This is a genomic window from Nocardiopsis sp. NPDC006198, assembly GCF_040613895.1.
GTDB classification, from domain to species: domain Bacteria; phylum Actinomycetota; class Actinomycetes; order Streptosporangiales; family Streptosporangiaceae; genus Nocardiopsis; species Nocardiopsis tropica.
The window spans coordinates 20,983-41,340 of sequence record NZ_JBEXSY010000033.1 but is presented as its reverse complement, the minus strand read 5'-3'; the positions used below and the strand labels follow the sequence as shown (position 1 = coordinate 41,340).

Sequence of the window (20,358 nt, the reverse complement as noted above, 5' to 3'; positions counted from 1 at the left end):
GCCGGTGACCCGGGCGGAGCCGGGGGCCGGGCCGAACCGTGCGGCGTGCCCCGGGCCCCGTCGGCGCGTCCGGTCACGTGCGGTTCTGCCGAGAGCAGTCACCTCTGGCGTGCCGGGGCGCGGGACGCCAGAATCCTCCCCATGAGACTTCTCGTACTGGGCGGTACCGAGTTCGTGGGACGAGCCGTCGTGGAGGACGCGCTGGGACGCGGGTGGGACACCACCGTGTTCCACCGGGGGACCCGGCCGGCTCCGGAGGGCGCCACCGTGCTGCACGGCGACCGGCTGGCGGAGGGCGGGCTCGCGGAACTGGGGACGGGGGAGTGGGACGCCGTTGTCGACACCTGGTCGGCGGCGCCGAGCGCCGTGGCCGCCGCGGCGAACCTCCTCGCGGACCGTGCCGGGCACTACGCCTACGTCTCCAGCCGCTCCGTCTACACCTACCCCTCACCGGCGGGCTCCGACGAGGACTGGCCGGTGGTGGAGGGGGCTCCGGACGCGGGCGCCACCGACTACGCGAACGACAAGCGGGGCGGGGAGCTGGCCGCGGAGCGGGCCTTCGGGGTCCGGGCCCTGTCCGTGCGGGCCGGACTCGTCCTCGGCCCGCACGAGAACGTCGGCCGCCTGCCCTGGTGGCTGAACCGCGTCGCCCGCGGCGGTCCGGTCCTGGCCCCCGGCCCGCGCGACCTGCCCCTGCAGTACGTGGACGCGCGCGACCTCGCCGCGTGGACCCTCGACGCGGCCGAGAAGGGCCTGGGCGGCCCGTACAACCTGGTGAGCCCGCCGGGGCACACCACCATGGAGGGGCTGCTGACCGCCTGCGCCGCAGCCACGGGCTCCGACGCGGAGTTCCGCTGGACCGACCCGGATGTCGTCGCGGAAGCGGGCATCCGGCCGTGGACGGACCTGCCGGTCTGGCTGCCGCCGGGCGAGATGCACGAGGCGCTGCACGGCGCCGGCGTCGCCAGGGCGGTCGCGGCCGGTCTGCGCTGCCGCCCGGTGACCGAGACCGTCACCGACACCTGGGAGTGGCTGCTGTCCGTCGGAGGCGAGGCCCCGCAGCGCACGGACCGCCCGAGCCCGGGGCTGGACCCGCAGGTCGAGGCACGCGTGCTCGACGCCGGGTGACCCGCGCGGCGCGCCCCGCGGGCGGGTCGGCGCTCCTCCGCCGGGAGCGACGGGGCGGCGTGCCCGCCGGTCAGGCCGGCCGGGGAGGGCCCACGGCGCCCATGGTGGCGGCGGCCATCCGCAGCGCCAGGGGGAGCCCGCCGCAGTCGCCCGCGATCGCCGGGGCGGCCGAGGGGCCGGAGGCCGGCCCGGCGTCCCCGGCGACGAACCGGAACAGCTCGACGGAGGACTCCTCCGACAGCACGTCGAGCCGGATCCGGACCGCGCCGAACAGCGCCACCAGGTCGGGGAGGTCACGGCGGCCGGTCACCAGGACCGTGCTGTCCGGGCCGCCCGGGAGGAGCGGGACGACCTGCTCCGCCGACGCGGCGTCGTCCAGCAGGATCAGCAGCCGCCGGTCGGCCGTCATCGAGCGGAACAGCTTGGCGAGCCCCGGGGCGTCGGCCGGCAGGTCGCGCGTGTCGGCGCCGAGGCTGCGCAGCAGCTGGCGCAGGGCGTCGTCGGGTTGCGTCGGAGCCTCGCCGCACGCGGATCCGCGCAGGTCCAGGTACAGCTGTCCGTCGGGGAAGTCCTCCCGCGCGGTGTGGCCCCAGTGCAGGGCCAGCGCGGTCTTGCCGACGCCCGCGACCCCCGTGACGAGGAACAGGGAGGCCCGCCCCTCCCGTCCGGCGTCGAGGACGGCGAGCTCCCGGTCCCGCGCCACGAAACCGCGGACGGCGTGGGGGAGCTCCGCCGGGCGGACCGACGGCCTGCGGCGGGCCGGCCCCTCCTCCCGCTCCGGGCTCAGGAGCCCCAGGTGGAGCCGCTGGAGCTGTGCGCCCGGGGCGATCCCCATCTCCCGGGCGAACAGGTCGCGCAGCGAGGCGTACGCCTCCAGCGCCTCGCCGGTGCGCCCGCACGAGTGCAGGGCGGACATGAGCAGGGCGACCAAGCTCTCCCGGGTGGGGTGCTCGGAGCAGAGGGTGCGCAGTTCGGGCACGGCGGAGGAGCCCCGTCCGCGTTCGACCTCCACCCCGTACAGCTCCTCCAGGGCGTACAGCCGCGACTCCTCCAGGGCGGGGCGCGCCTTCTCCTCCAGCGGCGCGGTGACCCCGCCGAGGGCCGGGCCGGTCCACAGCGCCATCGCCGAGCGCAGGGTCCGGGCGGCCTCGTCGCGGCGCCCCTCGGACCGGTGGACCCGGGCCAGGGCGACGAGCCGCCGGAACTCCTCCGCGTCGGTGGCCCCGGGGGCCGCCAGCAGCTGGTAGCCGTAGCTGTGCCGGACGATCGTCGCGGGGCCCAGGCGCTTGCGCAGTTCGTGGATGTGCACCTGGAGCTGGGGCCGGGCGCTGCGCGGCGGGTCGTCCCCCCAGACGAGGTCGACGAGCCTGTCGTCGGCGACCACCGTGTTCGGCCGCAGGAGCAGGGCCGCGAGGACGGTTCTGCGCTTGGGGCCGCCGAGTGCGACGCGCCGCCCCCCGGAATGGGCCTCGACCGAGCCGAGCAGCCGGTACCGGATCACTGACAGGTTGGTCTGCACCCCGCGCCCCCTCGCCCCGCGGCGACCCCTGCGCCGCACGGCCGTGGCGGAGCATATGACACGCTGTGCGGCCCGGTCCACAGATCGTCGGGCCTGCGTGTGACAGGTCCGGAATACGCCGGATGTTGACCTGCGTCATCGGGTTTCGGTCGTAGGACGGCTGTGCTCACCGCCGGAGTGAAACCGGTACGGGAGTGATCCGGCGGAGCCGGGCGGCCCGGCGCCCGGCTCCGCCCGAACGGGGTCAGCCGCAGTTCGTGCCGCGCTTGCCGCCCTCGGTGCCGCTGATGCGGCCCATCCAGTCCACGCACCGCCCGGCCGCGTTCAGGTAGATCGGGCCCGCGTAGCTGGTGAAGTAGTCGCCCTCGTACACGTCCCAGTGGTTGCCCGCCGGGCTGATCGACAGGCCCGCCTCGATGACGACGGCCGACCCCGCGGCGTTGCGCTTGGTCACCACGCAGTTGCGGCCGTTGGAGTTGTTGTAGGTCAGGAAGACCGTGCCCTTGGTCCCGACGGCGGCCGAGTTGACCACGGAGTAGCCGCTGCCGCACTCGCCCCCGTAGGTGGCCGCCGCGGCGGGCGCGGCCGTGGCGAGCAGGCCGGTCGCCGCGAGGCCCAGGGCGGCTGCGGCGGAGGCGGTCTTGCGGAGGAGCTTCCTCATGATTCGTGTCCCATCGTGGGCCCGAGCGGATACGCGGAGTGCCGGACCGCCCCGGTCGGTCCCGTCACCGGGGCGCCCTTCGTGGTGCGGGTGCGGGGAGAGGCTGACAGAGGCCGCTTCGTGTCGGCTTCACCCCTGCTTGCGTCCCGCCCGGAGGCCGGGGAGGCGGGCAGCCCGGCTTCGGGCCGGCCGAGCCCTCGCTCGAACGGATGTCGTCGGTGCCGTACGACATGGACACCTGCGCCTTCCACGATCACGCATCGTCCGGTGGTGCGCCGCCCGGTGGGCAGAGGGGCTGCGGTGGGTCCCGGCCCGGGGGCGGACGCCCGCCCCTCCCGGGGCACCCGGCACACGGAGGGGGCCGCCCCCGACCGGGGACGGCCCCCCACCGCCTGCGCTCCGTGCCCGTCCCGGCCGGGCCCCGCGGCCCCCGCGCGCGGGGCCCGGTCAGGCCGCGGGAGCGCCGCCCCCGCGCACGGTCACCCGCAGCTTGTCCGAGACGTCGTCCACGTCCACGACCGCCGTGTCGCCCTCGGACAGGGAGCCCGACAGCAGTTCACGCGCCAGGGGGTCGCCGATGGTGGACTGCACCAGGCGGCGCAGCGGACGCGCGCCGTAGTTCGGGTCGTAGCCCGTCAGCGCCAGCCACTCCCGCGCGCCCGGTGTGACGTCCAGGCCGAACCGCCGGTCGGCCAGGCGCCCGGCCAGCTTGTCCACCTGCAGGTCCACGATCCGCGTCAGGTCGGCCGTGGACAGGGCGTCGAACATGATCACGTCGTCCAGCCGGTTCAGGAACTCCGGCTTGAAGGTCGCCCGCACCACGTCCATGACGCGGTCCCGGCGCACCGACTCCTCCAGCGACTGGTCCACCAGGAACGGCGACCCCAGGTTGGAGGTGAGGATGAGGATCGTGTTGCGGAAGTCGACCTGGCGGCCCTGCCCGTCGGTCAGGCGGCCGTCGTCCAGCACCTGGAGCAGGGTGTCGAACACCTCCGGGTGCCCCTTCTCCACCTCGTCCAGCAGCACGACCGTGTACGGGCGGCGGCGCACCGCCTCGGTCAGCTGCCCGCCCTCCTCGTACCCCACGTATCCGGGGGGCGCGCCCACCAGGCGCGACACGGAGTGCTTCTCGGAGTACTCGCTCATGTCGATGCGCACGATCGCGCGCTCGTCGTCGAACAGGAACTCCGCCAGCGCCTTGGCCAGCTCGGTCTTGCCCACGCCCGTCGGCCCGAGGAACAGGAACGAACCCGTCGGCCGGTCCGGGTCGGAGATCCCCGCCCGAGCCCGGCGCACCGCGTCCGACACCGCCGTGACGGCGTCCCGCTGGCCGATGATCCGCGAACCCAGCTCGTCCTCCATGCGCAGCAGCTTGGAGGTCTCGCCCTCCAGCAGCCGCCCGACGGGGATGCCGGTCCACGCGGACACCACGTCGGCGACCTCGTCGGCGCCGACCTCGTCCTTGACCATGGTGTCGCCGCCCTGGGGCGCCGCGCTCTCCTCGGCCTTGGACGCCTCCTCGACCTGCTTCTCCAGCTGCGGGATGTCCCCGTACATGAGCCGGGAGGCCTCGCCGAAGTCGCCCTCGCGCTGCGCCAGCTCGGCGCGCGTGCGCAGGTCGTCCAGCTGGCCCTTGAGCTCGCCGAGCCGGTTGAGCCCGGCCTTCTCCTGCTCCCACCGCGCCACGAGGCCGGTGAGCTGCTCCTGGGTGTCGGCGAGGTCGGAGCGGAGCCGCTCCAGCCGCTGCACGCTGGCCGGGTCCGACTCCTTCTCCAGCGCCATCTCCTCCATCTTCAGGCGGTCGACGGTGCGCTTGAGCTCGTCGATCTCCACCGGACTGGAGTCGATCTCCATGCGCAGCCGGGACGCGGCCTCGTCGATGAGGTCGATGGCCTTGTCCGGCAGGAAGCGGGCGGTGATGTAGCGGTCGGACAGGGTCGCGGCGGCCACCAGCGCCGCGTCGGCGATCTGGACCTTGTGGTGGGCCTCGTAGCGGCCCTTGAGCCCGCGCAGGATCGCGATCGTGTCCGCCGCCGACGGCTCGCCCACCATGACCTGCTGGAACCGGCGTTCGAGCGCGGGGTCCTTCTCGATCTTCTCCCTGTACTCGTCCAGGGTGGTCGCGCCGACCATGCGCAGCTCCCCGCGCGCCAGCATGGGCTTGAGCATGTTGCCCGCGTCCATGGCGCCCTCGGCGGCGCCCGCGCCGACCATGGTGTGCAGCTCGTCGATGAAGGTGATGACCCGGCCCTCGGACGCCTTGATCTCGGAGAGCACCGACTTGAGCCGCTCCTCGAACTCGCCCCGGTACTTGGCGCCCGCCACCATCGCGGACAGGTCCAGGCTGACCAGGCGCTTGCCGACCAGCGACTGCGGCACGTCCCCGGCCACGATGCGCTGGGCGAGCCCCTCGACGACGGCGGTCTTGCCGACGCCGGGCTCACCGATGAGCACGGGGTTGTTCTTGGTGCGGCGGCTGAGCACCTGGACGACCCGGCGGATCTCCCCGTCGCGTCCGATGACCGGGTCGACCTTGCCCTCGCGGGCGCGCTCGGTGAGGTCGACGCCGAACTTCTCCAGCGCCTTGTAGGTGTCCTCGGGGTTCTCGGTGGTGATCTTCCCCGTCCCGCGCACCCGCTCGAACGCCTCCAGGAGCGCGTCGGGGGCCGCCCCCGCCTCGGTGAGCAGCCGTGCGGCCTCACCGCCGTCGGTGGCGAGCCCCACCAGCAGGTGCTCGGTGGAGACGTACTCGTCCTCCATCTGCTGGGCGCGCTGCGCCGCCGTGTTGATGGAGACGATCAGCTGGCGCGACGAACTGGGCGAGCTGACCGTGGACCCCGCGGCCCTGGGCAGGGCGCCGATGGCGGCCTCGACCTTGTCCTTGAGGGTGTCGGGGTTGGCGCCGACCTCCTTGAGCAGCGGGCGGGTGATCCCCTCGGGCTGGTCGAGGAGGGCCGCCAGCAGGTGCGCGGGCTCGGTCTGGGGGCTGCCGTCCGTGGTGGCGCGGCGGATGGCCACCGACAGAGCCTCCTGGCTCTTTTGGGTGAGCTTGTAGTTCATGTTCGGTGACTCCTAGAAAAACTAATGTCACTCACAGTGATGTTCAGTGGCCGGCCTCGGCCCCCGGCGGTGGGGCGGACGTCCCTCAGTCCCGCCCGTTCTCCGTGCGGCCCCTCTCGGTGCCGCCGGTCCCGCGCTGCGGGCCCTCCTGCCCGGGGCCGCCCTGCCCGGGACCGCCCTGCCCGGGACCGCCCTGCCCGGGGACTCCCGGTCCGGCGGCGCCCCGGCCCGGAGCGCCCGGCTGGCCGGGGGAGCCCGGCCCCGCGTCGCGGGGCTCCTCGTCGCTCCCGGCGGCGCCGAAGGGCTCGGCGGTGTTGAAGATGGTCACACGGGTCCGGCGCACCAGCTCGCCGCGGACCGCGGGCCCCGGCTCGGGGCGGGCGGGCCTGCCGCGCCTGGACACCGCCCGCCGGGCCGCCTCCAGCTCGTTCGCCACATGGAAGATCTGCTCGCGCAGCTGCTCGACCTCGTGCTGCAGTTCGAGGATCCGCTTGATCCCGGCGAGGTTGATGCCCTCCTCCTGGGACAGCCGCTGCACCTCGCGCAGCGTCTGCACGTCGCGCATGGAGTAGCGTCTCCCCCGGCCGGACGCCCGGCCGGGGGAGACGATCCCCAGCCGGTCGTACTGCCTCAGGGTCTGCGGGTGCATCCCCGCGAGTTCGGCGGCCACCGAGATCACGTAGACCGGGGCGTCAGCGCCGAAGGAGTCGTTCACGTCGTTCACGCACCCTTCGCCCGCGCCTCGAGTCCGTCACGCGGGTCGTAGTCGGACGTCGCGGCGCGGAACTTCTCCAGGGCCTCGCGCGCGTCCCCGCTGAGCGTTTTCGGCACCGCCACCTCGATCGTGACGAGCATGTCGCCCGCGGTGCCGTCCTTGCGGGTCGCGCCCTTGCCGCGCACCCGCAGCTTGTGACCGTTCTGCGTGCCCGGCGGGACCTTCACGGTCACCGGGAAGCCGTTGAGCGTCGGGATGCGGACCTCCGCGCCGAGCACCGCCTCGGGGAAGCTCACCGGCACGGTGATCGTCACGTTGTCGCCGCTCCTGCCGAACACCGGGTGCTCCTTCACGTGGACGACGACGTAGAGGTCACCCGCCGGACCGCCGTTCTCACCCGGCGCGCCCTTGCCCTTGATCCTGATCCGCTGGCCCTCGGTCACCCCGCCCGGGATACGGGTCTGGATGGTGCGGGTGCTCTTGCCGCGCCCGCTGCCGTTGCAGGTGGCGCAGGGGTCGTCCACGACCAGGCCGCGGCCCTTGCACTCGCTGCACGGCTCGGACAGCGAGAAGCCGCCCAGGTTGGTGTTCTCGTGCCCGGTGCCGGAGCACTTCGGGCACATCCGCGGGGCCGTGCCGAGCTTGGCGCCCGTGCCCTTGCAGGTGGGACACGCCTCCTCGCTGGTCAGCTGGAAGGAGCGCGTGACCCCGTCGGCCGCCTCGCGGAAGGTCAGCGTGGTCTCGGTCTCGACGTCCGCGCCGCGCCGGCTGCGCGTCGCCCCGCCGCCTCGGCCGCGGTTGCCGAACAGGCCGCCGAAGATGTCGCTCAGGCGCTCACCGCCCGCGCCGCCACCGCCCCCGGAGGTGCCCTGGCCGAACAGGTCGCCCATGTCGAACCCGCCCGGCCCGGTGCCGCCGCCCGGGCGGTACGACCCCCCGAACAGCGATCTCGCCTCGTCGTACTCCTTGCGGCGCTTGTCGTCCGACAGGACGTTGTACGCCTCGGAGACCTCCTTGAAGCGGTCCTCCGCCTTGGGGTCGTCGGTGTTCGCGTCGGGGTGGCTCTCCCGGGCCAGCTTGCGGTAGGACTGCTTGATCTCGTCCTTCGAGGCGGTCTTTGAGACTCCGAGGACCTTGTAGTAGTCCTTCTCCAGGTAGTCCTTGGTGCTCATCGACTGGTGCCTTCTCCCCGCTGGTGCCGGTTGCGTCCGATGGTTCCACGTGACCCCGGCCCGTGGCGGGCCGGGGTCCGACTCCGGCCGTGACCGCCGCTCGCGCGGAGGTCACGGCCGGAGGTCACGGGCGTGCCCGCTACTTGCTGTTCTCCTCGCCACCGGACTCGGCCGCGGTGTCGGCCTCGTCCGCTCCGGGGGTCCCGCCGTCCTCGGCGGCGCCGGCCGGGGCCTCGCCGCCGTCGACCGGGTCCCCGACGACCACGCGGGCCGGACGGAGGATCCTCTCGCCGATGCGGTACCCGGGCTGGAACACCTCGATCACCGACTGTACGGAGATGTTGGGGACCGGCACCAGGGTGAGCGCCTCGTGGATGTTCGGGTCGAACTCGTCGCCCTGGTCCGCGTAGCGCTCCAGGCCCAGCTTGGTGACGGAGGCCTCCAGGGCCTCGCCCACCGCCTTGAACCCGCCGTTGAGCTCGTCGTGGTCCCGCGCCCGGCCGATGTCGTCCAGGATCGGCAGGAGTTCGCCGAGGACCTGGGCGGTCGCCGTCTCGCGGACCGCGACGCGGTCGCGCTCGACGCGCTTGCGGTAGTTGGAGTACTCCGCCTGCACGCGCTTGATGTCGTTGGTCAGCTCGATGACCCGCTCGTCCGCGTTGATCGCGTCCGTGACCACGGATTCCGGAGTGTCCGGAATCTCGGGGAAGTCCTCCAGCTCGGCCTCGACGACGTCCTCGTCGGAGTCGTCCGGCGCGGCGGCGGGCTCCTCGGGGGCGGTGGCCCCCTTGGGCTCGCGGACCTCACCGGTCTCGGGGTCGATCCGGCGGTTGTCGCGGATCACCGGGCCCTGCTTCTCCTCACCGTCACCGGTGTCGGAGTTGTTCGTGTTGTTGTCCGACGGTGCCATGTCCGGCGTGCCCTCCTTCCTCGACTCGACCTGGGGCTCAGGACTGCTGCTGGTTGCCCTTGCCGTTGTCCTCGTCGACGATCTCGGCGTCCACGACGTCGGTGTCGTCGGCGGAGTCGGAGGCCGAAGCGCCGGCGTCGCCCTCGGCGCCGCCCTGCTGGCCCTGGCTGTAGATCGCGGAACCGATCTTCTGGCTGGCCAGCGCGACCTTCTCGCTCGCGGAGCGGATGGCCTCGACGTCGGTGCCCTCGAGTGCGGTCTTCAGCTCGGCCACCGCGGCCTCGGTCTCGGAGCGCACGTCCGCCGGGATCTTGTCCTCGTTGTCCTTGATGACCTTCTCGGTCTGGTAGACGAGGGACTCGGCGTTGTTGCGGACCTCGGCCTCCTCGCGGCGCTTGCGGTCCTCCTCCGCGTACTGCTCGGCGTCGCGGACCATCTTGTCGATGTCGTCCTTGGACATCGCGGAGCCGCCGGAGATGGTGACGGACTGTTCGCGGCCGGTGCCCAGGTCCTTCGCGGTGACGCTGACGATGCCGTTGGCGTCGATGTCGAAGGCGACCTCGATCTGCGGGACGCCGCGCGGCGCCGGGGGCAGGCCGGTCAGGTCGAAGACGCCCAGCTTCTTGTTGTACTGGGCGATGTCGCGCTCACCCTGGTAGACCTGGATCTGCACGGACGGCTGGTTGTCGTCGGCCGTCGTGAAGATCTCGGAGCGCTTGGTGGGGATGGTGGTGTTGCGCTCGATGAGCTTGGTGAACACCCCGCCCTTGGTCTCGATGCCCAGCGACAGCGGGGTCACGTCCAGGAGCAGGACGTCCTTGACCTCGCCCTTGAGCACGCCGGCCTGGAGCGCGGCGCCGATCGCCACGACCTCGTCCGGGTTGACGCCCTTGTTGGGCTCCTTGCCGCCGGTCATCTCCTTGACCAGGTCGGCGATGGCGGGCATACGGGTCGAGCCGCCCACCAGGACCACGTGGTCGATCTGGTCGACACTGATCCCCGCGTCCTTGATGACCTGCTGGAACGGCGTCTTGGTCCGCTCGACCAGGTCGGAGGTCAGGCGCTGGAACTCGGCGCGGGAGAGCTTCTCGTCCAGGTGCAGCGGGCCCTCGGCCGAGGCCGTGATGTAGGGCAGGTTGATGCCCGACTCGCTGGAGCTGGACAGCTCGATCTTGGCCTTCTCCGCGGCCTCGCGCAGGCGCTGCAGGGCCATCTTGTCCTTGGACAGGTCCACGCCGTTGGAGTTCTTGAAGCGCTCGACCAGCCAGTTGACGATCGCCTGGTCCCAGTCGTCGCCGCCGAGGTGGTTGTCGCCGTTGGTCGCCTTGACCTCCACGACGCCGTCGCCGACCTCCAGCAGGGAGACGTCGAAGGTGCCGCCGCCCAGGTCGTACACCAGGATGGTCGCCTCCTCCTCCTTCTCCAGGTGGTAGGCGAGGGCGGCCGAGGTCGGCTCGTTGATGATGCGCAGGACGTTGAGGCCCGCGATCGTGCCGGCCTCCTTGGTGGCCTGGCGCTGGGAGTCGCTGAAGTAGGCGGGGACGGTGATGACCGCGTCGGTCACGTCCTCGCCGAGGTAGGCCTCGGCGTCGCGCTTGAGCTTTTGGAGCACGAAGGCGCTGATCTGCTGGGGGTTGAAGGTCTTGTCGTCGATCTTCACCGTCCAGTCGGTGCCGATGTGGCGCTTGACCGAGCGGATGGTGCGGTCGACGTTGGTGACCGCCTGGCGCTTGGCGACCTCGCCGACGAGGACCTCGCCGTTCTTGGCGAAGGCGACGACGGACGGGGTGGTACGGGAGCCCTCGGCGTTGGCGATGACCGTCGGCTCGCCGCCCTCCAGGACCGCGACACACGAGTTCGTCGTACCGAGGTCGATTCCGACCGCACGAGCCATGGTTGCTTCCTCCGTCAAAGTTGAGTCGTTCAGGCGTAAGTTTGCTTCGTCGAGCGAGGACTGTCAAGTCAGTTGAGTCGACCAGACTCAAGTTGGTTCCTACGCCCTGACAACGGCCGGACAAGCCGGGATGTTCCCGACCTGGGCACTCCCCACGAGGAAGATGGGGGAACCCCGGGACAACTCGGGGACATCCTTGACCTGGAAACCAGGGGAGGTCAGGGGCGTCCGGGGGTAACCCCGGCGGCTCCGGGCGGCGGGGGCGGGGGCGCGGTTCCCCGCCGGGGGCGGGGCGTCCGGCCCGGCCGTCCACAGCCGCGGGTTCCCGGTTGCCCCCGCCCCCGCTGTGGCCCAACCTGGGATCGGGGGAGATCCCCGGTGGTCCCACCGATGCCCGGGGCGCCCGCCGGTGTCCGCGGTCCGCTACATATAGGGGGAGGCGCGGTGTGTCCGGGGTCGTCCCGGACGCACGCCCGTGGTTCTGTTACGTCGGCGCCCGCGGGCCTCGGCGCGGGCAGGCGCCGCGGCCCCGGTCCGCGCCGGAAGGGGCGCCCGCCGGGTCCGCGCCCGGCGGCGGGGCGATCCGGTGGCGGGCGCGCGATTACCCGCTAGTAACATAAGTTCCGACCGCCGGTGTGTGGCGCACCGGTCGACGAGAAGCAGGATGGGAGGCCACGGACGATGCATCCTCTGTACTTGACGCTGGGCATCATCACCTCGGTCTTCGCCGTGGTCGCGTTCACCATGTTCGCTCTGGCCGTCCGCCAGATCGTGCGAACCGTGGGTGTGGGCCGTGCGGTGGAGCCCGAGCGCAAGGGGCCGTTCGGACAACGGTTCACCATGACGGTCATCGAGATCCTCGGGCACGGGCGCATGCTCAAGCGGCCGTGGATCGGCGTCGCGCACTGGTTCGTGATGGTCTCCTTCCCCCTTCTCGCCTTCACGGTCGTGGAGGCGCAGGGCGAGGTCTTCGACCCCCACTTCACGCTGCCGGTCATCGCCGACTGGACGATCTACGGCCTGGCGATCGAGTTCATCGCCGGGACCAGCCTCGTCGGCATCCTGGGCCTGACCGCCTACCGGTTCGTCAACCGCCCCGCGCGGATCGGCCGCGCGTCCCGCTTCATGAACTCCAAGCAGTGGACCGGCTACTACGTCGAGGCGTACATCATCGGCCTGCTGTTCGCGATCTTCGTGATCCGCGGTTTCAAGGTCGCCTCCGACACCTTCCCGTTCCCGGTCTGGGCGACCCCGATCTCCCACGCCGTGGGCGCGCTTCTGCCCGGCGACCCGGGCATCGCCGACCCGGGCATCGCCCTGGTCGCCGCGTTCAAGCTGATCATCAGCTACGCGTTCTTCGTCGTGCTGGCGCTCAAGCTCACCATGGGCGTGGGCTGGCACCGCTTCATCGCGCCGGTCAACATCTACTTCAAGCGCAACGCCGACGGGAAGCCGACCCTCGGCGCCGCCAAGCAGATGATGGACAGGTCCGGCACCAAGCCCCTCGACTTCGAGGAGGCCGACCCGGACGAGGACCCGTTCGGCGCGGGCAAGATCGAGGACTTCACCTGGAAGGGCCTCCTCGACTTCAGCAGCTGCACCGAGTGCGGCCGCTGCCAGTCGCAGTGCCCCGCCTGGAACACCGGCAAGCCCCTCTCGCCCAAGAAGGTCGTCCTCGACCTCCAGCGGCACGCGTACGAGAAGGCCCCGTACCTCCTCCAGGGCATCACCGAGGAGACCCTCGCCGAGAAGCCCGACGAGAGCCACGCGGGCGTGGACGTCCTCGCACTCCTCAACAAGCCGCTGGTCGGCACCGAGGAGGAGGGCGGCGTCATCCACCCCGACGAGCTGTGGGCCTGCACCAACTGCGGCGCCTGCGTCGAGCAGTGCCCGGTCGACATCGAGCACATCGACCACATCCTCGACATGCGCCGCTACCAGGTCATGGTCGAGTCCAACTTCCCGTCCGAGGCCAACACGCTCCTCAAGAACCTGGAGAACAAGGGCAACCCCTGGGGCATGGCCGAGGACCGGCGCATGGACTGGGTCGCCGAGCTGGCCTCCCAGGAGAACCCGGTCGAGGTCCAGGTCGTCGAGGACAAGCTGCCCGAGGGCACCGAGTACCTGTTCTGGGTCGGCTGCGCCGGGGCGCTGGAGGACCGGGCGAAGAAGACCACCAAGGCCATCGCCGAACTGCTGGACATCGCGGGCGTCAAGTTCGCCGTCCTGGGCGGCATGGAGGCCTGCACCGGCGACCCCGCCCGCCGACTGGGCATGGAGTACGTCTTCCAGATGCTCGCGCAGCAGAACGTGGAGACGCTCAACGACGCCGGCGTCACGAAGATCGTGGCCAGCTGCCCCCACTGCTTCAACACCCTCGCCAACGAGTACCCGCAGCTCGGCGGAACCTACGAGGTCGTCCACCACAGCCAGCTGCTGGCCAAGCTGGTGGAGGAGGGGCAGCTCACCCCGGTCAACTCCGTGGACGAGAACATCACCTACCACGACCCCTGCTTCCTGGGCCGCCACAACAAGGTGTACACGCCGCCGCGCGACATCATGGCCCAGGTGCCCGGGGTCAAGACCCAGGAGATGCACCGCCACAAGGAGCGGGGCTTCTGCTGCGGCGCGGGCGGCGCCCGCATGTGGATGGAGGAGCGGATCGGCAAGCGCATCAACACCGAGCGGGTGGACGAGGCGCTGACCACCAACCCCGACACCGTCTCCACCGCCTGCCCGTTCTGCCAGGTCATGCTCGGCGACGCGATCAACGAGAAGAAGTCGCAGGGCGAGGCCAAGGAGACGCTGGAGGTCGTGGACGTCTCCCAGCTGCTCCTGCGCTCGGTCCGGGGCGAGGCGCCCAAGGAGGCCGAGGCCGCCGACGCCTGACCGTCGGCACGCGCTCCCGCCGTCGGCGGGGGCGGGGAGGGGCCGGGCCCGGGTCGCGGGGGTTCTCGCGACCGGAGCCCGGCCCCTCCGGCGTTCCCCGACGCCCGCGGAGCCCGCGCGGAGCGGCGCCGGGCAGTGCGGACGCCATGACGGGGTGTGCATGCCGGGTGCGGGTCGTGGCAGGGGCGGGGCCCGTCCGGCGGCGGGGAGGGCGCCCCGTGCTCGGAGTCGGGGCCGCCCGGCGGCTTCGTCCACAGCCTGTGGACAGTGCCCCGCTCCACCCCGGCCCGCTCCACCCCGGCCCGATCCGCTCCGTCCCGCCCCGCTCCGCGCCGACTCGCCCCGACCCGCGTCGGCCGTGTCCGGTGCAGAGGCGCACGCGGCTCCGCGGTCCGGAGCCCGCGGGGTCCTCGGTCCACCGCCGGCCCGCCGCTCCCCGGCCCGTCCCGGCCCTCCCGCCCCGGACGGGCCGGGACGGGATGACCGGGCCCCGGGGGTCACGGGGCGAGGTGCTCGGTGAGGAATCCGTCGAGGGTGTGCCGGGTGAGCTGGCTCGCGAAGCCGCCCCAGTTCAGGTCGAACATGTGCTCCGCCCAGGGGATCTCCAGGTACCGGTGCGCGACCCCGGCCTCGTCCAGCCGGGCGGCCATGCGGCGGTTGTCCTCCGTGCCCAGGAACAGGTCGTGGCCCGACATGACCAGCAGGGTGGGCGGGCTGTCGGCCGACACCTGGTGGAGGGGGGAGATGAGTTCGTACTCCTCGGGGACCTCCTCCGGGGTCCCGCCCATCATCCGGACGGAGCCCTCGTCCAGGTCGTCGCCGACGGGGGAGTGGCGCTGCCGCCACGGCACCTCGGGGGCCCCGTCGGTTCCGTCGGCCACGGAGTACCAGGCCACGACCGCGTCCGGGGCCGTCTCGGGAACGTCGCAGCTCGGCGGGATCTCCTCCGCCGACGTGTACCCGGCGAGGAGCGCGAGCAGGCCGCCCGCGGACTGGCCGGTGACGGCGATCCTGTCCGGGTCCGCCCCGTACTCCTCCGCGTGCGCGCGGGCCCAGCCGACGGCGCACTTGACGTCGGAGACGGGCGCGGACCAGTCACCGTCCGGGAAGTACCGGTAGTCGACGTCGAACACCACGCGACCGCCGTCCGCCAGCCACGTGTCCCAGCGGGGAAGGAGGCTCTGCGGCAGGTCGTCGGCGCCTCCGTGGACGTTCACCACGATGGGCAGCGGTGCGTCGTCCTCCCTCCGCTCCGGTTCCCACACGTCGAGGACCAGTTCCTCCGCGGCCTCGGGGGCGCCGCTGCCCGAGGGGTCGGCGATCTCCTCCCCGGACTCGTCGAGCCGCAGGTAGACGCGCGTCTCGGGTTCACGGTCGGCGCTGGTGGACAGGCCCGCGGTGTACTCGGCGAGGCTGAGCCGCGCGCCTTCGGCGCGCGCGGTGGACCAGATCGCGGCGGGGGGCACCAGGGCCGCGGCGAGCACGGCCGCGTTGGCCGCGGCGGCGACCGCCGCGAGTCGCCGCCCCCGACCGGCCGAGGGGCCCGGCGCCGGGGACCCGTCCCGTTCCCGGGGGCTCCGGCGCCGGCCGCGGAACAGGACGGTGAGGGCGATCAGCAGCCCCGCGGCGGCCGGTACGGCGAACACCAGGCTGAACTCCAGCGCCAGCAGCGCGTACTGCCACGCGTCCCACGACGGCGGCGGCAGCAGCACGAGTGCGGCCGCCGCCGCTCCCGGAAGGGCGGTGATGCACGCGGCGGCGAGGGCGGCCCTGCGTCCGACGGCGGCGGCCGGCCGTCGGCCGGCGCCGCGTTCGTGTGGGTGGTCCATGCGTCCTCCATTCGATACGTTCGTATCGATACGAGTGTATCGAATCGTGGGGGTGTGTCACAATGTGGCCGTGCCCAGGTACGTAGACAGGGAAGAACGCCGCCGGAGGGTGGCCGCGGCGCTCCACCGGATCGCCGCCCGCGAGGGTCTTGAGGGCGTCAGCATCCGGACCGTCGCGGCGGAGGCGGAACTCTCCGCGGGGGCCGTCCAGCGCGACTTCGGCACCAAGGAGGACCTGCTCCGCTTCGCGCTCCGCGAGGCGCTGGCGGCGGTGTCCGCCCGGATCTCCCGTGTGCGCATCGGCCCCGGGAAGCTGACCTTCGCCGAGGGGCTGCGCCAGGTCCTGCTCGACCTGCTGCCCACGGACGGGGACCGCCTTGCCGAGGCCCGCGTCTGGTCCGCGTTCTACGCGCGCGCCTCCGTGGACTCCGACTTCGCCGAGGTCCTCGCCGAGCTCGACGCCCAGGCCCGCACCGCCCTCCGGGCCGCCCTCGGGTACGCCGCGGAGCAGGGGGAGCTCGCGCCGGGCCAGGACGTCGACTCCCTCGTGGAGCTGCTGCTCGTCCTCGTCGACGGGATCTGGCTCAGCGCCGCCCGCCGTCCGCCGGGTACGTCCCTGGATCCCCAGCGGAGGGCGATCGACGCGGCCGTCCGCGCCGTCGCCCCCCGGCCGCCGGGCGGCCCCGCCACCCCCGGCTGACCGTCCGGTCCGCCGGTCGATGCGCTCCCCGGAGGCAGGGGTCCTTTCCATGCCGAAAGGGCATAGGGTGGCCGGCATGGACCTCGTCGGCGCCTGCAAGGCTTTCGTGAACGTGAGCGACAGGGGCAGCTTCACCCTCGGCGCCGCCGCCGCCCGCATCCCGCAGCCCGTGGCCAGCCGGCGCATCGCGGCCCTGGAGAGCCACCTGGGGGCGCGGCTGTTCGACCGCTCCACACGTCGGGCCGTCCTCACCCGCTTCGGACGCGACATGCTCCCGTCCGCCCGGCGCCTGGTCCAGCTGGCGGAGGAGATGGAGCACGACGCCGAGCGCGCCGCGCTGCGGCCGCTGCGTCTCGCCGTGCCGGACATCTGCGCCACCCGCGACCTCGCGGCGCTCGGCGCCGAGGCCCGGAGGGAGGGCGTGCACCTGGACTTCCGGCCCGCACCGCCGGCCGTCCGGACCGAGCTCCTGGGCTCTCGCGAGGTCCGCGCCGCGCTGACGGGCACCCCGCCGGGCGAGGGCGCCTGGACGGTGCCCCTCGGACTGGCGAGCGCCGAGGAGCCCCGGGTCGGCTCCTTCCACGTGGAGACCCTGCGCGTGGACCGCGGCAGGTCGGCCGCGCGGGGCCGGCGCGTCTGGATCCAGCCCGAGGACGACGTCCCCCACGTCCGCGATCCCCTGAACCGCCTGCGGGACGCCGTCGGACTGAGACCCGCCCAGGTCTCCGTGGCCTCCTCCCTGGCCTCCGCCGCCGCCGAGGCGCTGGGCTCGGACGACCTCCTCCTGTGCTCCCGGCGACAGGCCGGCGACCTGGGGCTGCACTGGCGCCCGATCGGCGGGATCGGCCTCGCCCGCGGCTACGACGTGGCCGCCGACACCGGCGAGGAGGCCGAGCGGCTGCGTTCGCTCCTCGGCCACGGCATAGCCCGCTGCCTGGGCGTGCCGGACGGGCGGGGGGAGTCCGAGTGAGCGCCACCGCACTGGTCCGGGACCTGCGCCGCGAACTCGACGAGGGCGGGCTGCGGGGATCGTTCCTCGTCCGGGACCTCGACACGGGCGAGGAGCTGGGCATCGAGCCCGAGCTGGAGTTCTCGACCGCCTCGCTCGTCAAGGTGCCGCTCGCCATCGCCACGCTCGAACGCATCCGGGCCGGCGAGATCGACGGCGCCGAACAGGTACTCGTGCAGCCGGGCCGGAGCGATCTGCCGATGCACACGGGGATGAGCCGGTTCCGCCACCCCGCGAAGGTCAGCGTCGAGGACCTCCTGTACCTCAGCACGTGCCTGAGCGACAACACCGCCGCAGACACCCTCTTCGAGGTCACCCCGCCCGAGAGGGTCGACGCCTGGCTCCGCTCCGCGGGACTGCGCGGCATCACCGTCCGGCACAAGCTCCGCGACCTCAACGAGACCCCCGCCGACCGGCTCGGACCCGACCAGGCGCACCTGGCGCACTCCCTGGCCATCGGGGAGGGCACGGCGGGGCGCGGGCACCGCATCCCGCAGCTCGACGTGACCCGGGCCAGCTCCGGCTCGGCCCGGGCGTTCACCGACCTGCTGGAGGCCCTGTGGCGGCCCTCGGTGATCGATCCGGGGATCGCCGCGCGGGTGCGGGAGCTCATGCGCGGCAACGTGCTGCGCCACCGCCTCGCCCCGGACTTCACCTCCGACGCGTCCACCTGGTCGTCCAAGACCGGCACCCTGCTGAACCTGCGCCACGAGTTCGGCGTGGTCGAGCACGCGGACGGCCAGACGTTCGCGGTGTCGGTGCTCACCGAGTCGCGGGTGCCCGCCGTCCACCAGCCCGGGGCCGAGGCGCTCATGGCCCGTGTGGCCCGCTCCCTGCGCGACCACCTCCGCGCCTGGTGAACCCCGCGCCGCCGTGACCGGCCCTCCGGTCCACGGCGCGAGAGCTTCCGCGCGACGGGCACGGCGTTCCCGCCCCCGTACCCGGGGGAGCGGCCGGCTCCGGGGCGCACCCTTCCGGAGGAAAGGCAGGGGAACCCGGGGCGGCGCCGTGAAACGCCGGTGTGTTCCGGTTCGGCGCCTTTCGCGGAACGGAGCCGTTTCGCCGGGGAGCCGCCCTTCGGCGCGGTTCGGAAGAAACGGGACGGTCGGCGCCCCGGCCCCGGATCCGTGTTCGGAACCGCCGTTTCGGGCGGGCCCGCCGGGAAGGCGGACGGCAGCGGCGGCGGGCCGGGCGGACGCCGTCGTCCGGGGCTGCCGGGGCCCGGCGAGCTGCACCGGAGCCGCCCCCGGCGCGTGGGCGGTCGGTACTCGCGGTGTCTCCGGGGCGGTCGCGCGGACGCTCCGCACCGGACCGGTTTCCCCGGGAGGACGTTTTCCGCGAAACGAACTCACCGGTACGGGGATTCCGCGCATGAAACTTTCTCATGAATGCCGTTCTCCCTACGCGGAAGGCGGTCTTCGTGTAGAACTCTTGTCGACACCGCGCGCAGGTGTCGGTCCGTTTCGAGCATGCCGGAACGGACAGAACCGCCCTCGGGTGGACACGGTCGGTACAGGACGGGGACGTGGTCGGGGGCCGCACCCCACCGGTCCGGCCGTCCCGCCCGGCGGGGGAGGGGACCGGTCGGTGCACCGACCGGGAACCCGGGGTCAGCGGACACGCCCGACGCGAGTGATGAGGGGGCCGGGCGCGCACGCTGACACCGCGGGCCGCCCGCACGCGAGCCGGGGAACCGGACGTGTGCGGGCGGCCGCGTCGTGCCCCGCGGCCTGCCCGGATGACATTTGTCAGTGCGGGGGCCGGGAGGTTCCGCACCGGCAGCCGGTGACAACGGCGTCTGTCCCGGGCGCCCGTCCCCGCGGGAACCTGGACGCATGACGACGACAGCGAACCCAGCCCAGGCCCACGAGACCGCCCCGGACGCCACCGGGCCCGCGGTGGTCGTCCGGGACCTGCGCCAGCGCTACGGGACCTTCGAGGCGGTCCGGGGCGTCTCCTTCGAGATCCACCCCGGAGAGCTCTTCGCCCTCCTGGGCACGAACGGCGCCGGGAAGACCACGACCATCGAGACGCTGGAGGGCTTCCGCAAGCCCAGCTCCGGCACGGTCCGGGTCTTCGGCGCCGACCCCTACGGCCAGCCGGTCGGCGTTCGGGAGCGCACCAACGCGGTCCTGCAGGGCAGCGGCCTGCTGGAGGACCTGACGGTCGGGGAGACCGTCTCCCTCGCCCACGACCTCGCCGCCGCCCCGCGCGACGCCGAGGAGGTCCTGGGCCTGGTGAATCTCCTGGACAAGCGCCGGGTCGCCGTCCGCCAGCTGTCCGGCGGCCAGAAGCGCCGGCTCGACCTCGGACTCGCCCTCGTCACCAGCCCCGAGGTCCTGTACCTGGACGAGCCGACCACCGGCATGGACCCGGAGGCGCGCCAGGAGACCTGGCGCATCATCGGCGACCTGAAGAGGGACGGGGTCGCGATCCTCCTCACCACGCACTACCTGGAGGAGGCGGAACGGCTCGCCGACCGGCTCGCGATCATGCACCGGGGCGAGGTGCGGGTCGAGGGGACCCTGGCCGGGGTCCTCGCCGGGTGGGGCGACCGGGTGAGCTTCCTGCTCCCCGAGGACGTGCGCACGGGGGACCTGCCGAGCCTGCCCGGGGCCGAGGTGGCCGTGGAGACGCGCGACCACTCCCTGTGGGCCACGTACACCGTCCTGGACGGCGACGTCGCCGACCGGGCCCACCACGCCGTCGCGGCGCTCATCGGATGGGCCGCCGGGAACGGGACCACGCTCAAGAACCTCCAGGTGCGCGGCGCCTCCCTGGAGGACGTGTTCCTCCGGGTCGCGGACGGCGCGGCGGACCTCGTCCGGGACTGAGCACCCCGCGCCGCGTGAGCGGCCGCCGAGCACACCCC

At 73.1% G+C, this 20,358-nt stretch carries 13 protein-coding genes and 1 pseudogene; 6 read left to right on the top strand and 8 right to left on the bottom strand.

The window, feature by feature from the left end; translation table 11 throughout:
* Positions 1-141 precede the first annotated feature (141 nt).
* The gene (locus tag ABZ234_RS21375; RefSeq protein ID WP_355013216.1) at positions 142-1,128 is read left to right on the top strand and encodes an NAD-dependent epimerase/dehydratase family protein; all 987 of its coding nucleotides are present in this window, start codon (positions 142-144) and stop codon (positions 1,126-1,128) included.
* Positions 1,129-1,198: 70 nt separating this feature from the next.
* Here the strand turns inward: ABZ234_RS21375 and ABZ234_RS21370 are convergent, their stop codons facing one another.
* The 7 genes and pseudogenes from ABZ234_RS21370 to dnaK form a co-directional block, all read right to left on the bottom strand.
* Positions 1,199-2,647, bottom strand: coding sequence for a BTAD domain-containing putative transcriptional regulator (locus ABZ234_RS21370; RefSeq protein WP_355013215.1), 1,449 nt, complete (start codon positions 2,645-2,647; stop codon positions 1,199-1,201).
* A 244-nt stretch (positions 2,648-2,891) separates the two neighbouring features.
* Positions 2,892-3,308 (bottom strand): spore-associated protein A, encoded by a 417-nt coding sequence (locus ABZ234_RS21365; protein ID WP_355013214.1) that lies wholly within the window; start codon positions 3,306-3,308, stop codon positions 2,892-2,894.
* Positions 3,309-3,755: 447 nt separating this feature from the next.
* On the bottom strand, positions 3,756-6,368 hold the full coding sequence (clpB, locus tag ABZ234_RS21360; protein ID WP_355013213.1) for an ATP-dependent chaperone ClpB: 2,613 nt from the start codon (positions 6,366-6,368) through the stop codon (positions 3,756-3,758).
* 307 nt (positions 6,369-6,675) lie between these two features.
* A pseudogene (locus ABZ234_RS21355) lies at positions 6,676-7,092 on the bottom strand (helix-turn-helix transcriptional regulator); the annotation flags it as partial.
* Complete coding sequence (gene dnaJ, locus ABZ234_RS21350; RefSeq protein ID WP_267947647.1) at positions 7,089-8,255, bottom strand: molecular chaperone DnaJ; 1,167 nt, start codon at positions 8,253-8,255, stop codon at positions 7,089-7,091. The gene dnaJ and the pseudogene ABZ234_RS21355, both read right to left, overlap by 4 nt.
* Positions 8,256-8,394: 139 nt before the next feature.
* The gene (grpE, locus tag ABZ234_RS21345) at positions 8,395-9,165 is read right to left on the bottom strand and encodes a nucleotide exchange factor GrpE (RefSeq protein ID WP_267947648.1); all 771 of its coding nucleotides are present in this window, start codon (positions 9,163-9,165) and stop codon (positions 8,395-8,397) included.
* Between the two features lie 37 nt (positions 9,166-9,202).
* The gene (gene dnaK, locus ABZ234_RS21340) at positions 9,203-11,059 is read right to left on the bottom strand and encodes a molecular chaperone DnaK (RefSeq protein WP_267947649.1); all 1,857 of its coding nucleotides are present in this window, start codon (positions 11,057-11,059) and stop codon (positions 9,203-9,205) included.
* Between the two features lie 681 nt (positions 11,060-11,740).
* On the opposite strand from dnaK, the gene ABZ234_RS21335 reads away from it, so the two are divergent.
* Entirely contained in the window at positions 11,741-13,948 is a 2,208-nt protein-coding gene (locus tag ABZ234_RS21335; RefSeq protein WP_355013212.1) for a (Fe-S)-binding protein, read from the top strand.
* Between the two features lie 497 nt (positions 13,949-14,445).
* On the opposite strand, the gene ABZ234_RS21330 is transcribed toward ABZ234_RS21335, so the two are convergent.
* On the bottom strand, positions 14,446-15,777 hold the full coding sequence (locus tag ABZ234_RS21330; RefSeq protein ID WP_355013211.1) for an alpha/beta hydrolase: 1,332 nt from the start codon (positions 15,775-15,777) through the stop codon (positions 14,446-14,448).
* A gap of 64 nt (positions 15,778-15,841) precedes the next feature.
* Here ABZ234_RS21330 and ABZ234_RS21325 point away from each other — a divergent pair, with 64 nt between their 5' ends.
* From ABZ234_RS21325 to ABZ234_RS21310, 4 genes are all read left to right on the top strand, one after another.
* Positions 15,842-16,477 carry a TetR family transcriptional regulator C-terminal domain-containing protein gene (locus ABZ234_RS21325; RefSeq protein ID WP_355013210.1) on the top strand — a complete coding sequence of 212 codons (636 nt, stop codon included), beginning with the start codon at positions 15,842-15,844 and terminating at the stop codon, positions 16,475-16,477.
* A 76-nt stretch (positions 16,478-16,553) separates the two neighbouring features.
* Positions 16,554-17,447, top strand: a complete 894-nt coding sequence (locus tag ABZ234_RS21320; protein WP_355013209.1) for a LysR family transcriptional regulator — start codon at positions 16,554-16,556, stop codon at positions 17,445-17,447.
* On the top strand, positions 17,444-18,346 hold the full coding sequence (locus ABZ234_RS21315) for a serine hydrolase (RefSeq protein WP_344184127.1): 903 nt from the start codon (positions 17,444-17,446) through the stop codon (positions 18,344-18,346). Before ABZ234_RS21320 ends, ABZ234_RS21315 begins: the two co-directional genes overlap by 4 nt.
* A gap of 975 nt (positions 18,347-19,321) precedes the next feature.
* The gene (locus ABZ234_RS21310) at positions 19,322-20,320 is read left to right on the top strand and encodes an ABC transporter ATP-binding protein (protein WP_355013208.1); all 999 of its coding nucleotides are present in this window, start codon (positions 19,322-19,324) and stop codon (positions 20,318-20,320) included.
* Positions 20,321-20,358 lie beyond the last annotated feature (38 nt).

Excerpts from the sequence above, each read along its gene's own strand:
- grpE (WP_267947648.1), bottom strand. The coding sequence starts at position 9,165 with ATGGCACCGTCGGACAACAACACGAACAACTCCGACACCGGTGACGGT.
- ABZ234_RS21335 (WP_355013212.1), top strand. The coding sequence starts at position 11,741 with ATGCATCCTCTGTACTTGACGCTGGGCATCATCACCTCGGTCTTCGCC.
- dnaK (WP_267947649.1), bottom strand. The coding sequence starts at position 11,059 with ATGGCTCGTGCGGTCGGAATCGACCTCGGTACGACGAACTCGTGTGTC.
- ABZ234_RS21320 (WP_355013209.1), top strand. The coding sequence starts at position 16,554 with ATGGACCTCGTCGGCGCCTGCAAGGCTTTCGTGAACGTGAGCGACAGG.
- ABZ234_RS21330 (WP_355013211.1), bottom strand. The coding sequence starts at position 15,777 with ATGGACCACCCACACGAACGCGGCGCCGGCCGACGGCCGGCCGCCGCC.
- ABZ234_RS21365 (WP_355013214.1), bottom strand. The coding sequence starts at position 3,308 with ATGAGGAAGCTCCTCCGCAAGACCGCCTCCGCCGCAGCCGCCCTGGGC.
- dnaJ (WP_267947647.1), bottom strand. The coding sequence starts at position 8,255 with ATGAGCACCAAGGACTACCTGGAGAAGGACTACTACAAGGTCCTCGGA.
- ABZ234_RS21375 (WP_355013216.1), top strand. The coding sequence starts at position 142 with ATGAGACTTCTCGTACTGGGCGGTACCGAGTTCGTGGGACGAGCCGTC.
- clpB (WP_355013213.1), bottom strand. The coding sequence starts at position 6,368 with ATGAACTACAAGCTCACCCAAAAGAGCCAGGAGGCTCTGTCGGTGGCC.
- ABZ234_RS21310 (WP_355013208.1), top strand. The coding sequence starts at position 19,322 with ATGACGACGACAGCGAACCCAGCCCAGGCCCACGAGACCGCCCCGGAC.